The 13,183-nt window shown below is 70.6% G+C and carries 11 protein-coding genes and 3 pseudogenes; 6 read left to right on the top strand and 8 right to left on the bottom strand.

What is annotated here, in order from left to right:
• Nucleotides 1–6: 6 nt before the first annotated feature.
• Entirely contained in the window at nucleotides 7–603 is a 597-nt protein-coding gene (locus MUY14_RS20485) for a class F sortase (protein WP_247024692.1), read from the bottom strand.
• A gap of 240 nt (nucleotides 604–843) precedes the next feature.
• On the opposite strand from MUY14_RS20485, the gene MUY14_RS20480 reads away from it, so the two are divergent.
• Both MUY14_RS20480 and MUY14_RS20475 read left to right on the top strand, forming a co-directional pair.
• On the top strand, nucleotides 844–1,788 hold the full coding sequence (locus tag MUY14_RS20480; protein ID WP_247024690.1) for a Ppx/GppA phosphatase family protein: 945 nt from the start codon (nucleotides 844–846) through the stop codon (nucleotides 1,786–1,788).
• 41 nt (nucleotides 1,789–1,829) lie between these two features.
• Complete coding sequence (locus tag MUY14_RS20475; protein WP_247024688.1) at nucleotides 1,830–2,012, top strand: hypothetical protein; 183 nt, start codon at nucleotides 1,830–1,832, stop codon at nucleotides 2,010–2,012.
• Here MUY14_RS20475 and MUY14_RS20470 read toward each other — a convergent pair.
• The 3 genes from MUY14_RS20470 to MUY14_RS20460 are packed head-to-tail and all read right to left on the bottom strand — an operon-like array spanning nucleotide 1,993 to nucleotide 5,492.
• Complete coding sequence (locus MUY14_RS20470; RefSeq protein WP_247024686.1) at nucleotides 1,993–4,395, bottom strand: glycoside hydrolase family 65 protein; 2,403 nt, start codon at nucleotides 4,393–4,395, stop codon at nucleotides 1,993–1,995. The genes MUY14_RS20475 and MUY14_RS20470 overlap by 20 nt on opposite strands.
• Nucleotides 4,392–5,123 (bottom strand): HAD family phosphatase, encoded by a 732-nt coding sequence (locus MUY14_RS20465; RefSeq protein WP_247024684.1) that lies wholly within the window; start codon nucleotides 5,121–5,123, stop codon nucleotides 4,392–4,394. Before MUY14_RS20465 ends, MUY14_RS20470 begins: the two co-directional genes overlap by 4 nt.
• 9 nt (nucleotides 5,124–5,132) lie before the next feature.
• Nucleotides 5,133–5,492: a helix-turn-helix transcriptional regulator gene (locus MUY14_RS20460; RefSeq protein WP_247024682.1), complete on the bottom strand. Its 360-nt coding sequence runs from the start codon at nucleotides 5,490–5,492 to the stop codon at nucleotides 5,133–5,135.
• A gap of 124 nt (nucleotides 5,493–5,616) precedes the next feature.
• Here MUY14_RS20460 and MUY14_RS20455 point away from each other — a divergent pair, with 124 nt between their 5' ends.
• Nucleotides 5,617–6,123 carry a PaaI family thioesterase gene (locus MUY14_RS20455; RefSeq protein WP_247024680.1) on the top strand — a complete coding sequence of 169 codons (507 nt, stop codon included), beginning with the start codon at nucleotides 5,617–5,619 and terminating at the stop codon, nucleotides 6,121–6,123.
• Nucleotides 6,124–6,736: 613 nt separating this feature from the next.
• Here the strand turns inward: MUY14_RS20455 and MUY14_RS20450 are convergent.
• Nucleotides 6,737–7,213, bottom strand: a complete 477-nt coding sequence (locus MUY14_RS20450) for a MarR family winged helix-turn-helix transcriptional regulator (RefSeq protein ID WP_247024678.1) — start codon at nucleotides 7,211–7,213, stop codon at nucleotides 6,737–6,739.
• Between MUY14_RS20450 and MUY14_RS20445 the strand changes: the two genes are divergently transcribed.
• Entirely contained in the window at nucleotides 7,212–7,673 is a 462-nt protein-coding gene (locus tag MUY14_RS20445; protein WP_247024677.1) for a pyridoxamine 5'-phosphate oxidase family protein, read from the top strand. The two genes, MUY14_RS20450 and MUY14_RS20445, sit on opposite strands and share 2 nt — an antisense overlap.
• 62 nt (nucleotides 7,674–7,735) lie before the next feature.
• Nucleotides 7,736–8,043, top strand: a pseudogene (locus MUY14_RS20440) (IS701 family transposase); the annotation flags it as partial.
• A gap of 214 nt (nucleotides 8,044–8,257) precedes the next feature.
• Here the strand turns inward: MUY14_RS20440 and MUY14_RS20435 are convergent.
• Both MUY14_RS20435 and MUY14_RS20430 read right to left on the bottom strand, forming a co-directional pair.
• A complete protein-coding gene (locus MUY14_RS20435) occupies nucleotides 8,258–8,809 on the bottom strand; it encodes an EF-hand domain-containing protein (protein WP_247024675.1) in 552 nt (183 codons plus the stop codon).
• A gap of 80 nt (nucleotides 8,810–8,889) precedes the next feature.
• Nucleotides 8,890–11,208 (bottom strand): molybdopterin-dependent oxidoreductase, encoded by a 2,319-nt coding sequence (locus MUY14_RS20430; RefSeq protein ID WP_247025185.1) that lies wholly within the window; start codon nucleotides 11,206–11,208, stop codon nucleotides 8,890–8,892.
• 170 nt (nucleotides 11,209–11,378) lie between these two features.
• On the opposite strand from MUY14_RS20430, the pseudogene MUY14_RS20425 reads away from it, so the two are divergent.
• A pseudogene (locus MUY14_RS20425) lies at nucleotides 11,379–12,254 on the top strand (IS701 family transposase); the annotation flags it as partial.
• A gap of 148 nt (nucleotides 12,255–12,402) precedes the next feature.
• Here the strand turns inward: MUY14_RS20425 and MUY14_RS20420 are convergent.
• Nucleotides 12,403–13,170 (bottom strand): annotated as a pseudogene (locus MUY14_RS20420) (IS5 family transposase).
• Nucleotides 13,171–13,183: the final 13 nt, after the last annotated feature.

Genomic DNA, 13,183 nt, shown 5'->3' with positions numbered 1-13,183 from the left:
CCGGCGTCAGGCGGGGGTCGCGTAGACCGCGACCCTCGCCCCGCTGAAGCCCGCGCCGTCGTAGACCCCGTCGCTGGTGATCAAGCGCAGCTGGGGTCCCGCGCCTTCGGGGGTGACCAGCGTGCTGTCCGGCTCGTTCGACGGGAACAGTGCCGTGCGCCGGACCGTGAAGCGGGTCTCGTGGCCGGTGTCGTCGCGGATCGTGATCGACGCGCCCGGCCGCAGCGTCGACAGCCGGGCGAACGCGCCCGCCGAGTAGCCGAACCCCGCGTGGCCGGACAGCACCGCGACGCCGGCCGCGCCCGGGGCCGGGCCGTCGGCGAACCAGCCCACCCCGAGTGCCGTGCCCGGCTGCTCGCGGCGCCCGCCGACGTGGCCCAACGGGATCACGCGGTCCAGCGCCAGGCCGAGCTCGGGAATCCCGACCGACGCCGGCGGTGCGCCGGCGAGCGGGAGTGAGGCCGCGGCTCCGGTGGGGACCGTCGTGGCCGGAGCGAGCACCGCCGTCACGCCCAGGAGCACGCAGCCGAGCCCGGCCACGACCGCGAGCACAGCCGCGGCCGGCCGGGCGAGCTCGGATCGCCGCTCGGGCCGTTCGGTCACTTTTCCCGCTCCACACCGGTGCTGATGTCCGGTACATCGCAGCGCCGCCCTCGACGTTACCGAATCGTGTCCAATTCACTCGTTCGGGTTATCTCGCTGTGACCTTCGCGTCAGAAAAGCACCGCCAGAGGGTGCAGTCCCGTGAAACACCCGGCAGAACGCGGTGAGATCCGACATCATTGCTGGTTTCAAACACCCCCCGGGGGGATATTCACCAGCGGAAGTGAGGTGCGCCGAGTCGTGCGAAAAATCGCAGAGCCCGCGGTGGGCGTGCTGGACGTCGGTTCGTTCAGTGCCCGGCTCGTGGTGGTGCCCGTCACCGGGTCCCCGCGGGAGCCGGTGCTGAACCACCAGACCCGGCTGCGCCTGGACCGCGAACTCGACGTCCGCGGCCGGCTCTCCGACCGGGGCATCGCCGCGGTCACCGCCGCCGTCGCCGCGGGGATGAGCACGGCCTACCGGCACGGCGTCCACGGCGTGTACCCGCTGGCGACCTCCTCGATCCGCGACGCGGCCAACTCCGCGGACGTCGTCCGGCACGTGGCCGGCGAAACCGGGGTCGAGCTGCGGTTCCTGACCGGGCCGGCCGAAGCCGGGCTCGCCTACCTGGCCACCCGTCGCTGGTACGGGGCCGACGCCGGGCCGCTGCTGGTGCTCGACATCGGCGGCGGCACCGTCGAACTGGCCGCCGGCCGCGGCGAGCGGGCCGAGTTCGCGCGGTCGCTGCCGCTGGGCGCCCGGTCGATGACGCGGGACTGGCTGCCGTCCGAGCGCGTGTCGAACAAGCAGGTGAAGGCGCTGCGCACGCACGCGCTCGATGTCGTGAGCACCACCCTCGGCGCCGCCGATGTCGACGACCCGCGGGTCGTCGGCTGCTCGAAGGTGCTGCAGCAGCTGGCCCGGCTGTCCGGCGCCCGCCCCGGGAAGTGCCGGGAGCTGCGGCTCGACGACCTGCGTGCCTGGATCCCGCGGCTCGCCGCGCTCCCGCCGGCCAAGCGGGCGGAACTGCCGGGCATCTCGCGCAGCCGCGCCCACCAGGCGCTGGCCGGCGCGATCGTGGCCGAGGCGCTGCTGACGGTCGCCGGCGGCAAGGTCGCGATCTGCCCGTGGTCGACCCGCGACGGCCTGCTCCTCACCCTGCAGGACAAGGCGAAAGCCGCCGCCGCGGCGAACCGGGCCGCCTGAACCCCTGGCCGGGACCGGGAAAACCGGGTATTCCGGAAACCATGAGCGAACAGCAGCGCAGCCACGGCCGCGACGAGGAAGACGAAGAGCTCCCGAAGCTCCCGACGCCGGGGCAGCTGACCCACGACGTGCCGACCGCGCCCGACCCGGACGTGAACCCGGGCGGGACCGAAGACGTACCGGCCCCGCCCGGACGGGACGCCGTCAGCGACCTTCCGCAGTGATCGGGTTGGCCGGTTCCGCGTACTGACGCACCTTTTCCGAGTCGCGCCGCATCGGGGCGCGGCCCGGGGGCTGCTTCGGCGGGTCGCCCGCGTCGATCTTCGGGATCGGGAACCGCTGCGGCTCCGGGGTGAGCGTGATGCGCTCGCCGTGGTGCAGCACTTCCAGCGGCTCGCCGTCGAGCACGTGGTAGGTCACCTGGTCGGGGTCGATCTCGACCTGGAACCGCGTGCCGCGGAACATCAGCCGGAAGGTGATCCGCCCCAGGTGCTCCGGCAGCCGGGGCGAGAACGCCAGCGTCCCGCCGTGGTCGCGCAGCCCCCCGAACCCGGCCACCGCGCCCTGCCACGCCCCGGCCAGCGACGCCATGTGCAGGCCGTTGCGCACGTTGTTGTGCACGTCGTGCAGGTCGGTCAGCGCCGCTTCGGCGAGGTAGTCGTAAGCCAGCTGCAGGTGCCCGACCTCGGCCGCGACGACGGCCTGCGTCCCCGCCGACAGGGAGGAATCCCGCACTGTCCTCGCCTCGTAGTAGGCGAAGTTGCGGGCCTTCTCCTCCGGGCTGAACGAGTCGCCGCACAGGTGCAGCGCCAGCACCAGGTCCGCCTGCTTCACGACCTGCTTGCGGTACAGGTCGAAGTACGGGTAGTGCAGCAGCAGCGGGTAGTGCGCCGGATCGGTGTTCTGGTAGTCCCACTCGTCGTGCTCGAGGAACCCCTCCGACTGGGGGTGCACGCCGAGTTCCGCGTCGTAGGGCAGGTACATCGCCGCGGCGGCCGCACGCCACGAGTCCAGTTCGACGGTGTCGACGCCGAAGTGCGCCGCCACGTCCCGCTGCCGTTCGCAGGATTCCGCCGCCGCCAGCAGGTTCCGGCGCGCCATCAGGTTGGTGTAGACGTTGTTGTCCGCCACCGCCGAGTACTCGTCCGGCCCGGTGACGCCGTCGATGCGGAACGTCCCGTGCCGGTCGTGGTGGCCCAGCGACGCCCACAGCCGCGCGGTTTCCAGCAGCAGCTCGGTGCCGTAGTCGCGCTCGAACTCCTCGTCGCCGGTCGCGTTGAGGTAGCGCAGCACGGCGTCGGCGATGTCCGCGCTGACGTGGAACGCCGCCGTGCCGGCCGGCCAGTACGCCGAGCACTCGGCGCCGTTGATCGAGCGCCACGGGAAGGCCGCGCCGCGCAACCCCAGCTGGTGCGCGCGTTCCCGCGCTTTGTCCATTGTGGAGTGCCGCCAGCGCAGCGCGTCGCGCGCCGCGTCCGGGATGGTGTAGGTGAGCACCGGCAGGACGAACGATTCGGTGTCCCAGAAGGCGTGCCCGTCGTAGCCCGGCCCGGTCAGCCCCTTGCCCGCGATCGCGCGGCTTTCGCCGCGGGCCCCGGCCTGCAGGAGGTGGAAGAGGGCGAAGCGGACGGCTTGCTGCAGCTCGGGATCGCCCTCGATCTCGATGTCGGAGGTGGCCCAGTAGTCGTCGAGGAACTCGCGCTGCTCGGCGACGAGGCCCTTCCAGCCGGTCTGGCGCGCGCCCGCCAGCGCCGCCTCCACCTGGGAGCGCAGCGCGGGCACCGAGCGCTGCGCCGACCAGCCATAGGCGAGGAACTTGGTGATGCGCAGCTTGCCGCCCTTGGGGACGTCGACGGCGACGGTGAGCCGCGCGAGGTCCTCCTCGGAGTGGATGCGGGCGCGGATGCCGTCGTCCACCTCGATCTTGTGGTCCATCGCCGCGGCCATCCGCAGCCCGGACCGGCGGGTCCGGTGCACCAGCACGGCGTTGTACTCGTTCGCCCGGTGGAACTCGCCGACCAGCGGGGAGTTCAGCGCGGCAGCCACCCGCGGGTCGCTGGTGTCGGACTCGATCGGCTCGTTGGCCAGCAGATCGGACTGCACGACCAGCTGCAGGTCCTCGTCGAGCGGCTCGACCTCGTAGCGGATCGCCGCGATCGCGCGCTGGGTGAACGACACCAGCCGTTCGGTGCGCACGCGCACCCGCCGCCCGGTCGGCGACGACCACTCGGTGCTGCGGCAGAGCGTGCCCTTGCGGAAGTCGAGCACGCGGTCGTGCTTGGTGGCCGTGCCGTAGCGCATGTCCAGCGGCTCGTCCTCGACGAGCAGCCGGATGATCTTGCCGTCGGTCACGTTGACGACGGTCTGGCCCTCTTCGGGGTAGCCGTAGCCCGCTTCGGCGTAGGGGAGTTCGTGCTGTTCGTAGAACCCGTTGAGGTAGGTGCCGGGCAGCCCGCGCGGCTCGGCCTCCTCGAGGGTGCCGCGCAGTCCGATGTGGCCGTTGGACACCGCGAACGCCGATTCGGTGCGCTGCAGGGCGTCGACGTCCATACCGCGCCAGCGCAGCTCCCAGGGGGAGCATTCGTAGCCGCGGGGTTCGTCGGTCATCGGTCCTCCAGCAGGTCGGCGAGGTCGTCGACGACGATGTCGGCCCCGTGGGCCTTCAGTTCGGCGGCCTGGTCGGCCCGGTTCACGCCCACGACGTACCCGAAGCCGCCGGCTTTCCCGGCCTGGACGCCGGATCGGGCGTCCTCGAAGACGGCCGCGTGCGCGGGTTCGACGCCGAGCGCCTCGGCGCCGGCCAGGAACGAATCGGGCGCGGGCTTGCCCTTGAGGTTGCGCTCGCGGATGACGAGGCCGTCGATGCGGGCCTCGATGTACTTGCTCAGGTCACCGGCGTCGAGGACCTTGGCGCCGTTGGCCGACGACGTCACGACCGCGATCCGCAGCCCGGCGGCCTTGACCGCTTCGAGGTAGCGGATCGAGCCGGGGTAGGGGCTGACGCCGCGTTCGTCGATGATCTTCAGGACCAGGTCGTTCTTGCGGTTGCCGACGCCGTTCACGGTGGGCGCGTCCGGCGGGTCGTCGGGAGTGCCCTCGGGCAGCTCGATGTCGCGTGACCGCAGGAATTCCCGCACGCCGTCGGCGCGGGGGCGGCCGTCCACGAAGGCCGCGTAGTCGTGGTCGGTGAACTCGGCGAACCCGGCACCGTCACGGGCCCGGAGAAACTCGTCGAATGTCCGTTTCCACGCTTCGCGGTGGAGAATCGCCGTCCCGGTCAGCACTCCGTCGAGGTCGAACAGGCAGGCGGTGATGGCTTCCGGCAGTCCCGTCATGCCCGCACGCTACCGGTCCGGCTCGTCGGGCGCGGGGTGTGGCCGCACGTGGTGGATGAGTTCGTGCACGGTCGCGTCGGCGAGCCGGTAGCGCACGACGCGGCCGGTGCGCTGCGGGGTGACCAGACCGTGGGCGCGCAGCAGCCGCAGGGCCTGCGACACGGCGGTGTCCGTCATGCCGGTGGCCGCGGCGAGGTCGGTGACGCTGATTTCGCGGGCGTAGTGGATGGAGACCAGCAGGGCCAGCCGCGACGGGTCGGCGACCACGGAGAAGCGCCGGGCCCATTCGTCGATGACGGCGCGGTCGCCGAGCCCGTCGACCGCCGCCGAGACGCGTTCCGGGTCGATCAGCTTGCGCTCGGTGCTCACCCCCGGATGATTCCACCCGCGCCGCGGGCGGACCACCGGTGGCCTGGGTCACGCCGAGCTTGACGCCGCCCCGGCGCCGGGCGAAGCTGCGGTTAAGACACCTGTCATAGTCGAGGAGCCCCAGATGACCGACGTGGCCGCCGAAGCGGAAACCCGCTCGAAGACCATCACCTGGCAGGACCCGCTGCCGACCGCCCGGCTCGGCGCCACGATGTCCGGCCTGGAGTACCTGACGGCCATCAAGGACGGCCGCATCCCGGGCCCGCCGATCGCCGCGCACTTCGGGCTCCGCTGGGAGCGCATCGAGCACGGCGAGGTCGAGGCGGTCGCCGAGCCGGACGAGTCGCTGTACAACCCGATCGGCATGGTCCACGGCGGCGTCGCGGCCACGATGCTGGACTCGGTGGTCGGCTGCGCGGTGCACACGACGCTGCCCGCGGGCGTCGGCTATTCGTCGGTGGAGCTGAAGGTGAGCTACCTGCGCGCGATCCACGCCGGCCGCGGCGAAATCCGGGCGGTCGGCCGGGTGGTCAAGGAGGGTTCGCGGATCGCGTTCGCCGAGGGGGAGATCCGCGACGCCGAGGGCAAACTGCTCGCGACGGCGTCGGGGACCTGCGTGCTCACCCGCTAGCGTCGAAGCGTCGGGTTCGGTGACGGCTGGGAATGCGCCCCAATGGGGTCGTTTCATCGTGGTTCGGTCTGGTCAGGCCGCGTTGGCCAGCTGTGGCAACGGTCGGACACATGCCACCCGGGCAGTGTCGCGGACGCTCTGCTCGTGCCGGGTCGGCACCAGCAGGGCCCGCGGCAACGTGGTGGCATGCCCCGGTGCCATCCGGAGTTTGTCCAGGACCCGCCAGGCTTTGAGAGGCTCGGGTCGGGACGCCGCAAGGCCAGCACGGCCGGCGCCTGTCCGGCGGGGTTGGCTTTGCGCCAGCGTGAGCCGACCTCGGTCAAGGAAGCCCTCGGCGGGTGGTTGACTCACATCTCGATCTTGCCGAGGGCTTCACCCATACCCGGCAAGGCCACCCCGGTCCGGTCGGCACTTCCTGCCAGGCCACCGAAACGCTGCGTGTTCACCACCGTGACCAGCTACAATCACGATGAAACAACCCCAATGTGGCGTTGGGTGCATCTGACGCACCGAACGCCACATCGGGGCGCTCGTTTCCTCGGCGCCTTCGCGGCGTCGAAGTCCTTGGGCGCGAACAGGTTCTCGAACCGGCCGGCGACGGCGTCGCGGGTGGTCAGCGGGGCGGCCGGACGCGGCGGCCGCGGATCGCGTCGTCGCCGCCGAAGCGCCCGATCACCGACGCCAGCAGCGCGCGGGCGTCTTCGACGCGTCCGGCGCCGTACTCCGCCACCAGTTCCTCCTGGAGTTCCTGCCGCAGCACGCGGGTCGCCTCGACGGCGGCGACCGCGTGTTCGGTCAGGTGCAGCAGCTTGGTGCGCGCGTCGGCGGGATCGGGTTCGCGCCGGAGCAGGCCCCGGCGTTCGAGGTCCGCGACGGCCTTCGACGCCGCCTGCTGCGTGACGCCCATCCGCTCGGCCAGCGCGGTGATCGAGAGCGGGGCGGCCAGGACGTGCTGGATCACGACGCCGTCGTTGAACCGCAGGTCGCCGAAGCCCTGCCCGGCCAGGCGCCGCTGGACCTCGTCGGTCATCGCCCAGCCCGCGAAGAGCGCGGTCAGCGAGAGGTCGAGGGTGCTAGGATGCACAACCATGGTTGTGGAATCTAGCAGAGTGCCGGCCGAGCTGGCCGAAGCGTTCGTGCGCGTGGCGCACCGGGTCGTCTGGTGCACGCTGGTGACGGTCGACCGGCGGGGGCGGCCGCGGTCCCGGGTCGTGCACCCGATCTGGGAGCGGACGCCGGAGGGCCTGACGGGCCGGCTGTTCACCCGCCCGACGCCGCTGAAGCTCGCGCACCTGGCGGCGTCGCCGTACGTGTCGTGCTCGTACTGGGACCCGCAGCACGAAGTCGCGGTCGCGGAGTGCCGGGCGGAGTTCGCCGACGACGAAGCGTCGCGCAAGGACCTCTGGGACCTCTTCGCGTCGACGCCGGAGCCACTCGGCTACGACCCGAAGATCCTGGGCGGCGAGGACCACCTCGACCCGAAGATCACGGTGCTGCGCTTGACACCCTGGCGCCTCTCGGCCGCCGGCGAAGCCTGGCGGGCGGCCTGATACTGCAACGGCAGTTAGTGAGCGGATCGCGGGCCGGGGAGGCCGGTGAAATCTCGCCGGACGGGATGCAGCGGCAGTACTCCGGCACGCGGGCCGGATCGGGAACTACCAGATCGGGATGTTCCTGGCCTATGCCTCGCCTCGCGGGCATGCGCTGATCGACCGCGAAAGCCACGGCAAGCACTGGCGATGCTCGGGTCACTGCTGACGAGGCCTACGGGCAGGTCAAGTACCTGCGGTTATGGCTGGAAGCCCATGACGCCGCACACGTGCTGGCCACCAGAGTCACGCTACCCTGGTCACCACCGGTGGCCGCGAAACCCGGGCCGGCGAGCTGATCGCAGACCTGCCCATGGCCAGCTTCGCGAGGCGTGTCGACGCGCTCGTCGGTGTGATCGCACGCCGACCCGGCCGTGCACCCGCCACCGCGGCAGCGGTGCTGCATGCGCCGGAGGAAGGTGATGCCTTGCTTCGCGGCGCTCTGCTTCCTCACCGGCCTTGGCGGCGACGATCCGATCGAGGCGGTCAGGCCGATGCCGAACCGGGCTTTGGTTTCAGTCCGAGAGGCGACGTGGGGCGCCCGGTCAGCTGGGGATCTTGCCGAACAGGTGCGCCGCGGGGGCGTCCGGGTCTTCGCCGTAGAAGAACTCCGTCAGTGCCTGGTGGAATTCGGCTCGATCCAGGCCGCCCGAGCTGTCCAGGTCCAGTGCGGTGAAGACCGCGGCACAGTCCTCTGGGGACACATTGCCCGCCTGGCCGAAGATTTCCGCGAACTCGGTCCGGTCGACCCGGTCGTCACCGTCGAGGTCGATCAGGTCGAAGTAGCAGTCAGCCACCGGGCCGACCTGCTGCGGGTACAAGACGGGGTCGGCCAGCGCCTGCCGGAACCCCTCGGTCATCTCCCGCAGATCGACTTTGCCGTCGCCGTCCTGGTCCATCGGCGCGATCACGTTGGCCCAGAATGCGTCCAGGCCCTCGGTCAGCCGCCGGGCTGTCGCGGCCTCCGGCACGGCGCCACGGGCCGCGATGTAGCGCTCCCCCATCAACCGGACGTCCTGACGGGTGATCACCCCGTCGCCATCGACGTCTGCGCCCTTGAACCACTGGCGGTACTTGAGTTCTCTGACTTCGCTCATGGCCACGCAAACTATTCACGCTGATAAGTGATGTCCAGCGCTGTACCCGAAGGAGGAACCGGACCACGCGTTCGAGTGACTCACCGCAGCGGCGTTACAAAGCGTGGAGGTGCGAAGGCGAGCACATCGGGAAGGGGGCCGTCGTAGCGCTCGACGTCGACCAGCGCGCTGAGGGCACTCGGGCCTTGGGACAGGCGCGAGCACGGCCGGTCCGCGGTGAGAACGTTCGGGTTGCCGTGGCGGTCCAATGTTCCGCTCTGCCCCGGTTGGACCGGATCCCACCAGGCCCCCGTGGACAGTTGCACGACGCCGGGCATGACGTCGTCCGACAGGACCACGCCGGCGAGACAGCTTCCCCGGTCGTTGTAGACGCGCACGATCATGCCGCTTTCGATGCCGCGCGACGCGGCGTCCGAGGGATTGAGCGTCATCGGCTCACGGCCATGGATCTTCGAACCGAGGCTGTGGCCACCGTTGTCGTACTGGCTGTGCAGGCGCGAAGCGGGCTGGTTCGAGATCAGGTGCAGCGGGAACCGGTCCGACAGATCGGCACGCAGCCACTCCGCCGGCTCGAACCACTTCGGGTGCCCGGCGCAGTCGTCGTACCCGAACGAGTCGATCTCCTCGGAGAAGATCTCGATCCGGCCCGACGGCGTCGTGAGGGGGAATCGCTGCGGATCCGTGCGCAGGGCTTCGAAACTGCCGGGGTACGGCCCGGTCGACGCCGGGAGCTCGGCGGTGGAGCTTCGCCAGAAGTCGTCGAAGCCCGGCAAGGCGGCATCTTCGCCGAGCTTGTCCCTCGTCTGTTCGTAAAGGTGCCTGACCCATTCGATTTCCGACCGCGACTCCGTGAATTCCCGCTCGAATCCGAGCCGGGCGGCCAAGGCCGCGAAGATCTCGTGATCGGTGCGCGACTCGCCCGCCGGCTCGCGGGCTTTCGGCATCGCGACGAGGTGGGGGTCGGAGAACCCGGCGGCGAAGTCGTCCCGCTCCAGGCTGGTGGCGACGGGCAGGACGATGTCGGCGAACTTGGCCGTCGTGTTCCACCAGGCTTCGTGCACCACCACCGTGTCCGGGAGCTGCCAGGCGCGGGTCAGCCGGTGGAGGTCCTGGTGGTGGTGGAACGGGTTCCCGCCGCACCAGTAGATCAGGCGGAGCTCGGGTAACGTGAGGCGCCGGCCGTCGTAGTCGATGACCTCGCCCGGACGCAGCAGGGTGTCCGCGATCCTCGCGACGGGGATGAAATCCGGGACCGGGTTGGCCACCTCCGGTACCGACGCCACGAAGGCGCGGTTTTCGGCCACGCCTGTCGCGTCCATCGTCGCGTAACCCGTGCCCCAGCCGCACCCGGGCCGCCCCATCGAACCGGCCATGGCGGCCAGCACGACCGACATCCAGACCGGTTGTTCGCCGTGGTCTCCACGCTGCACCGCGTAGTTGACCATGATGAGAGAACGCCGGGAGGTGAGGCGGCGAGCGAGGTCGGCGAGCACGTCGCGATCGATGCCCGTGATCTTCTCCGCCCAGACGGCGTCCTTCCGGACGCCGTCGAGTTCGCCGGTCAGGTAGGCGGCGAAGCGGTCGAACCCGGTGCAGCACCGGCGCAGGAAATCCTCGTCGTGCCACCCGTTGACCAGCATTGTGTGGGCGATGCCGAGCATCGCGGCGGTGTCGGTGCCGGGGATGACGGGCAGCCACTCGGCGTCGACGAAGCCGGCGACGTCGCTGCGGAGGGGACTGATGTTCACGAACCGCACTCCGGTCGCGCGGCACTGGCGAAGCAGGTCCCGCGTCCGGTGCTTGACCAGCCCGCCGGGGTTGATCTGGCTGTTTTTGAGGGCCAGGCCGCCGAACGCCACCACCAGCTCGCAATTCCCGGCTATGGCGTCCCACATCGGCATCCGGCTCTGGTAGCTCCACGGGTGACCGCCGATCACGTGGGGGAGGATGACCTCCAACGCCGCGGTGCTGTAGGTGTTGCGAGAATCGGTGTAACCCCCGCCCAGCGCGAGGAACCGGTGGAGTTGTCCCTGCGCGTTGTGGAACCTGCCGGCGCTCGCCCAGCCGTAGGAGCCGCCGAACACCGCGCTGTCCCCGTGCCGGTCACGAACTCGACGGAGTTCCTCGCTCACCAGGGTGATCGCCTGGTCCCAGCTCACCTCCACGAAGGCGTCCGCGCCCCTGGCGGCACCGGGGGCGCGGGGCTCGCCGTTCAGCCAGCCACGGCGCACGGCGGGGCGCAGCACGCGAGCGCTGTCGTCGGCGGCGGTCACCATTCCGGGGCCGATGGGCGATGGCGCCGGGTCGTCGGGCCTCGGCTCGATGCGCACCAATCGGCCGGAGTCGACGACGGCGACGAAACTGCCCCAGTGCGTCGCCACCGACACGCGTCGTTCCATCACGCATCAACCCCATCCTGAAGTGTGCTCGGCCTGGTGCCCACGTCGCCGGAGTGGTGTGTCACAACGGAAGATACCCGGGCCGGGAGAGGTTGACGACGTCCGTGCGGGTCCTGATCGAGCCGGGTGCAGTACGCGGCAGCGCGACGTCGGTCCGGGGATCGACGGCGCTGGTCCTCGGGTTGCTCGCCGAGGCGACCCGGCAACGATCGCGGTCGGAGCCGCGGGGCCGAGCGCGGGAGTAGGTGTCCGGGCTGGTCGCAGGCCTGGAGCGGAAGAACGGCCGGACGCTGGAGAAGGCCGGTGAGGTCTCGCCGGACGGGATGCAGCGGTTGCTGCGCTGGGCGGACTGGGACATCGACGACGTCCCTGTCAGATCGGGACGTTCCTGGCCTGTGCTTCCGAGCGCGGGCACGCGGTGATCGACCGGGCGTCGTTTCTGCCCGAGTCGTGGATCGCCGACCGGGAGCGGTGCCGGCGGGCGGGGATTGCGGACGGGACCGGGTTCGAGACGAAGCCGCGGCAGGCGATGGCGATGCCGGCGCGGGCGTTCGCCGCGAGGGTGCCGTTCGCGTGGGTCACCGCCGATGAGGCTTGTGGGCAGGTCAAGTACCTGCGGGTGTGGCTGGAAGATCCGGACGCCGCGTATGTGCTGGCCACCACCGACGGTGCCGAGGCGAGGGCGGACGAGCTGGTCGAGCGGGCGTGGCGGCGGTTGTCGGTCGGAGCTGGTGCACCCGGACCCCGCGAGTGCGACTGGGGCCCGGATCCCCATCGGAACCAGCCGGCGGGCCGGGCGCGGGCACTGGCTGCTCGCCCGCCGCAAGATCAGCGATCCGACTAAGATCGTTCACTACGTCTGGTACGGGCCCCGCCGCTCGAGCCTGCTTCCGGCAGGCCAAGGACGAAGCCGGATTCGACCACCACCAGGTTCGCTCCAGGCGAGCCGGTACGCCCACATCACCCTGTCCATGCTCGCCCACGCCTGGCTCGCCGTCTCCCGATCCCTGGCCGCAAAAGGAGATCCGGCGCCTGCTCACCAAGCTGGTCCTGCGTGTCACCGACACCGCCGAGCACGTCTGGGCCTGGTCATACTTCCGCCGACAACACCAAGCCCGCCTCGGTCACTACAAACGCCGCGGCTACCCACTCACCTGACTGCCGTTGCAGTACTAGGACGTGTCCAGGGGATCTTCATCGGAGATGGAGCACGATGCAGGCGAGGACGAACTCTGCGCGGTGATCGGCCGCTCGTTTGGCATATCGCGTGGCCAGGCCGCGGAATTGTTTGAGCCGGTTGAAGCAACGCTCGACCACATTGCGCAGCTTGTAGAGGCCGGAGTCGAAAGCCGGCGGTCGGCCGCCAGCCGACCCCTTTGCCTTGCGGCGGGCGATCTGGTCCGTGCGTTCGGGAATGGTGGCCTTGATCCGGCGCGACCGCAGAGCCTGGCGTGTGCTCGGGTGGGTGTAGGCCTTATCGGCCAGAACCCGCCCGACCCCGCACCTGCTGCCCGTTCACGCCGAGATCCCGGATCTCGTCCAGCAGCGGCAGCAGCTGCGGGTTGTCGCCGGCCCGACCGGGGGTGAGGATCACCGCCAAGGGCAGCCCCGCGGCGTCAACGGCCAGGTGAAGCTTGGTCGTCAGCCCTCCTCGGGAACGTCCGCGTGTTGATGCGCCCGGACGCTCGTGGAATCGACACTGATGACGAACTCGACGTTGTCCTCCAGCGTTCCCAGGGAGTCGTCTTCGACGATCACGTGCTCCGGGATCCGGTCCCAGGTCCCGTCCGCGGTCCACTTCCGCAACCGCTCGTGCGCGGTCTTCCACGGCCCGTACCGCTCAGGCAGATCACGCCACGGCGCACTGGTCCGCTCATGCCACGGAATCGCGTTGATCACCTGCCGGTGACTCCGCCACCGCCCACCTCGCCGCCCCGTCTCTGCAGGTAGCAAAGCCGCGATCCGCGCCTTGTCT

The organism is Amycolatopsis sp. FBCC-B4732 (assembly GCF_023008405.1).
Taxonomy (GTDB): Bacteria; Actinomycetota; Actinomycetes; order Mycobacteriales; family Pseudonocardiaceae; genus Amycolatopsis; species Amycolatopsis pretoriensis_A.
The sequence above is the reverse complement of the archived record's forward strand: the minus strand, read 5'-3'. Positions and strand labels throughout refer to the sequence as shown.

What these genes read in the sequence shown, in the direction of transcription:
- MUY14_RS20475 (WP_247024688.1), top strand. Translation starts at nt 1,830, where the DNA reads ATGAGCGAACAGCAGCGCAGCCACGGCCGCGACGAGGAAGACGAAGAG.
- MUY14_RS20470 (WP_247024686.1), bottom strand. Translation starts at nt 4,395, where the DNA reads ATGACCGACGAACCCCGCGGCTACGAATGCTCCCCCTGGGAGCTGCGC.
- MUY14_RS20465 (WP_247024684.1), bottom strand. Translation starts at nt 5,123, where the DNA reads ATGACGGGACTGCCGGAAGCCATCACCGCCTGCCTGTTCGACCTCGAC.
- MUY14_RS20455 (WP_247024680.1), top strand. Translation starts at nt 5,617, where the DNA reads ATGACCGACGTGGCCGCCGAAGCGGAAACCCGCTCGAAGACCATCACC.
- MUY14_RS20445 (WP_247024677.1), top strand. Translation starts at nt 7,212, where the DNA reads ATGGTTGTGGAATCTAGCAGAGTGCCGGCCGAGCTGGCCGAAGCGTTC.
- MUY14_RS20450 (WP_247024678.1), bottom strand. Translation starts at nt 7,213, where the DNA reads ATGGTTGTGCATCCTAGCACCCTCGACCTCTCGCTGACCGCGCTCTTC.
- MUY14_RS20435 (WP_247024675.1), bottom strand. Translation starts at nt 8,809, where the DNA reads ATGAGCGAAGTCAGAGAACTCAAGTACCGCCAGTGGTTCAAGGGCGCA.
- MUY14_RS20430 (WP_247025185.1), bottom strand. Translation starts at nt 11,208, where the DNA reads ATGGAACGACGCGTGTCGGTGGCGACGCACTGGGGCAGTTTCGTCGCC.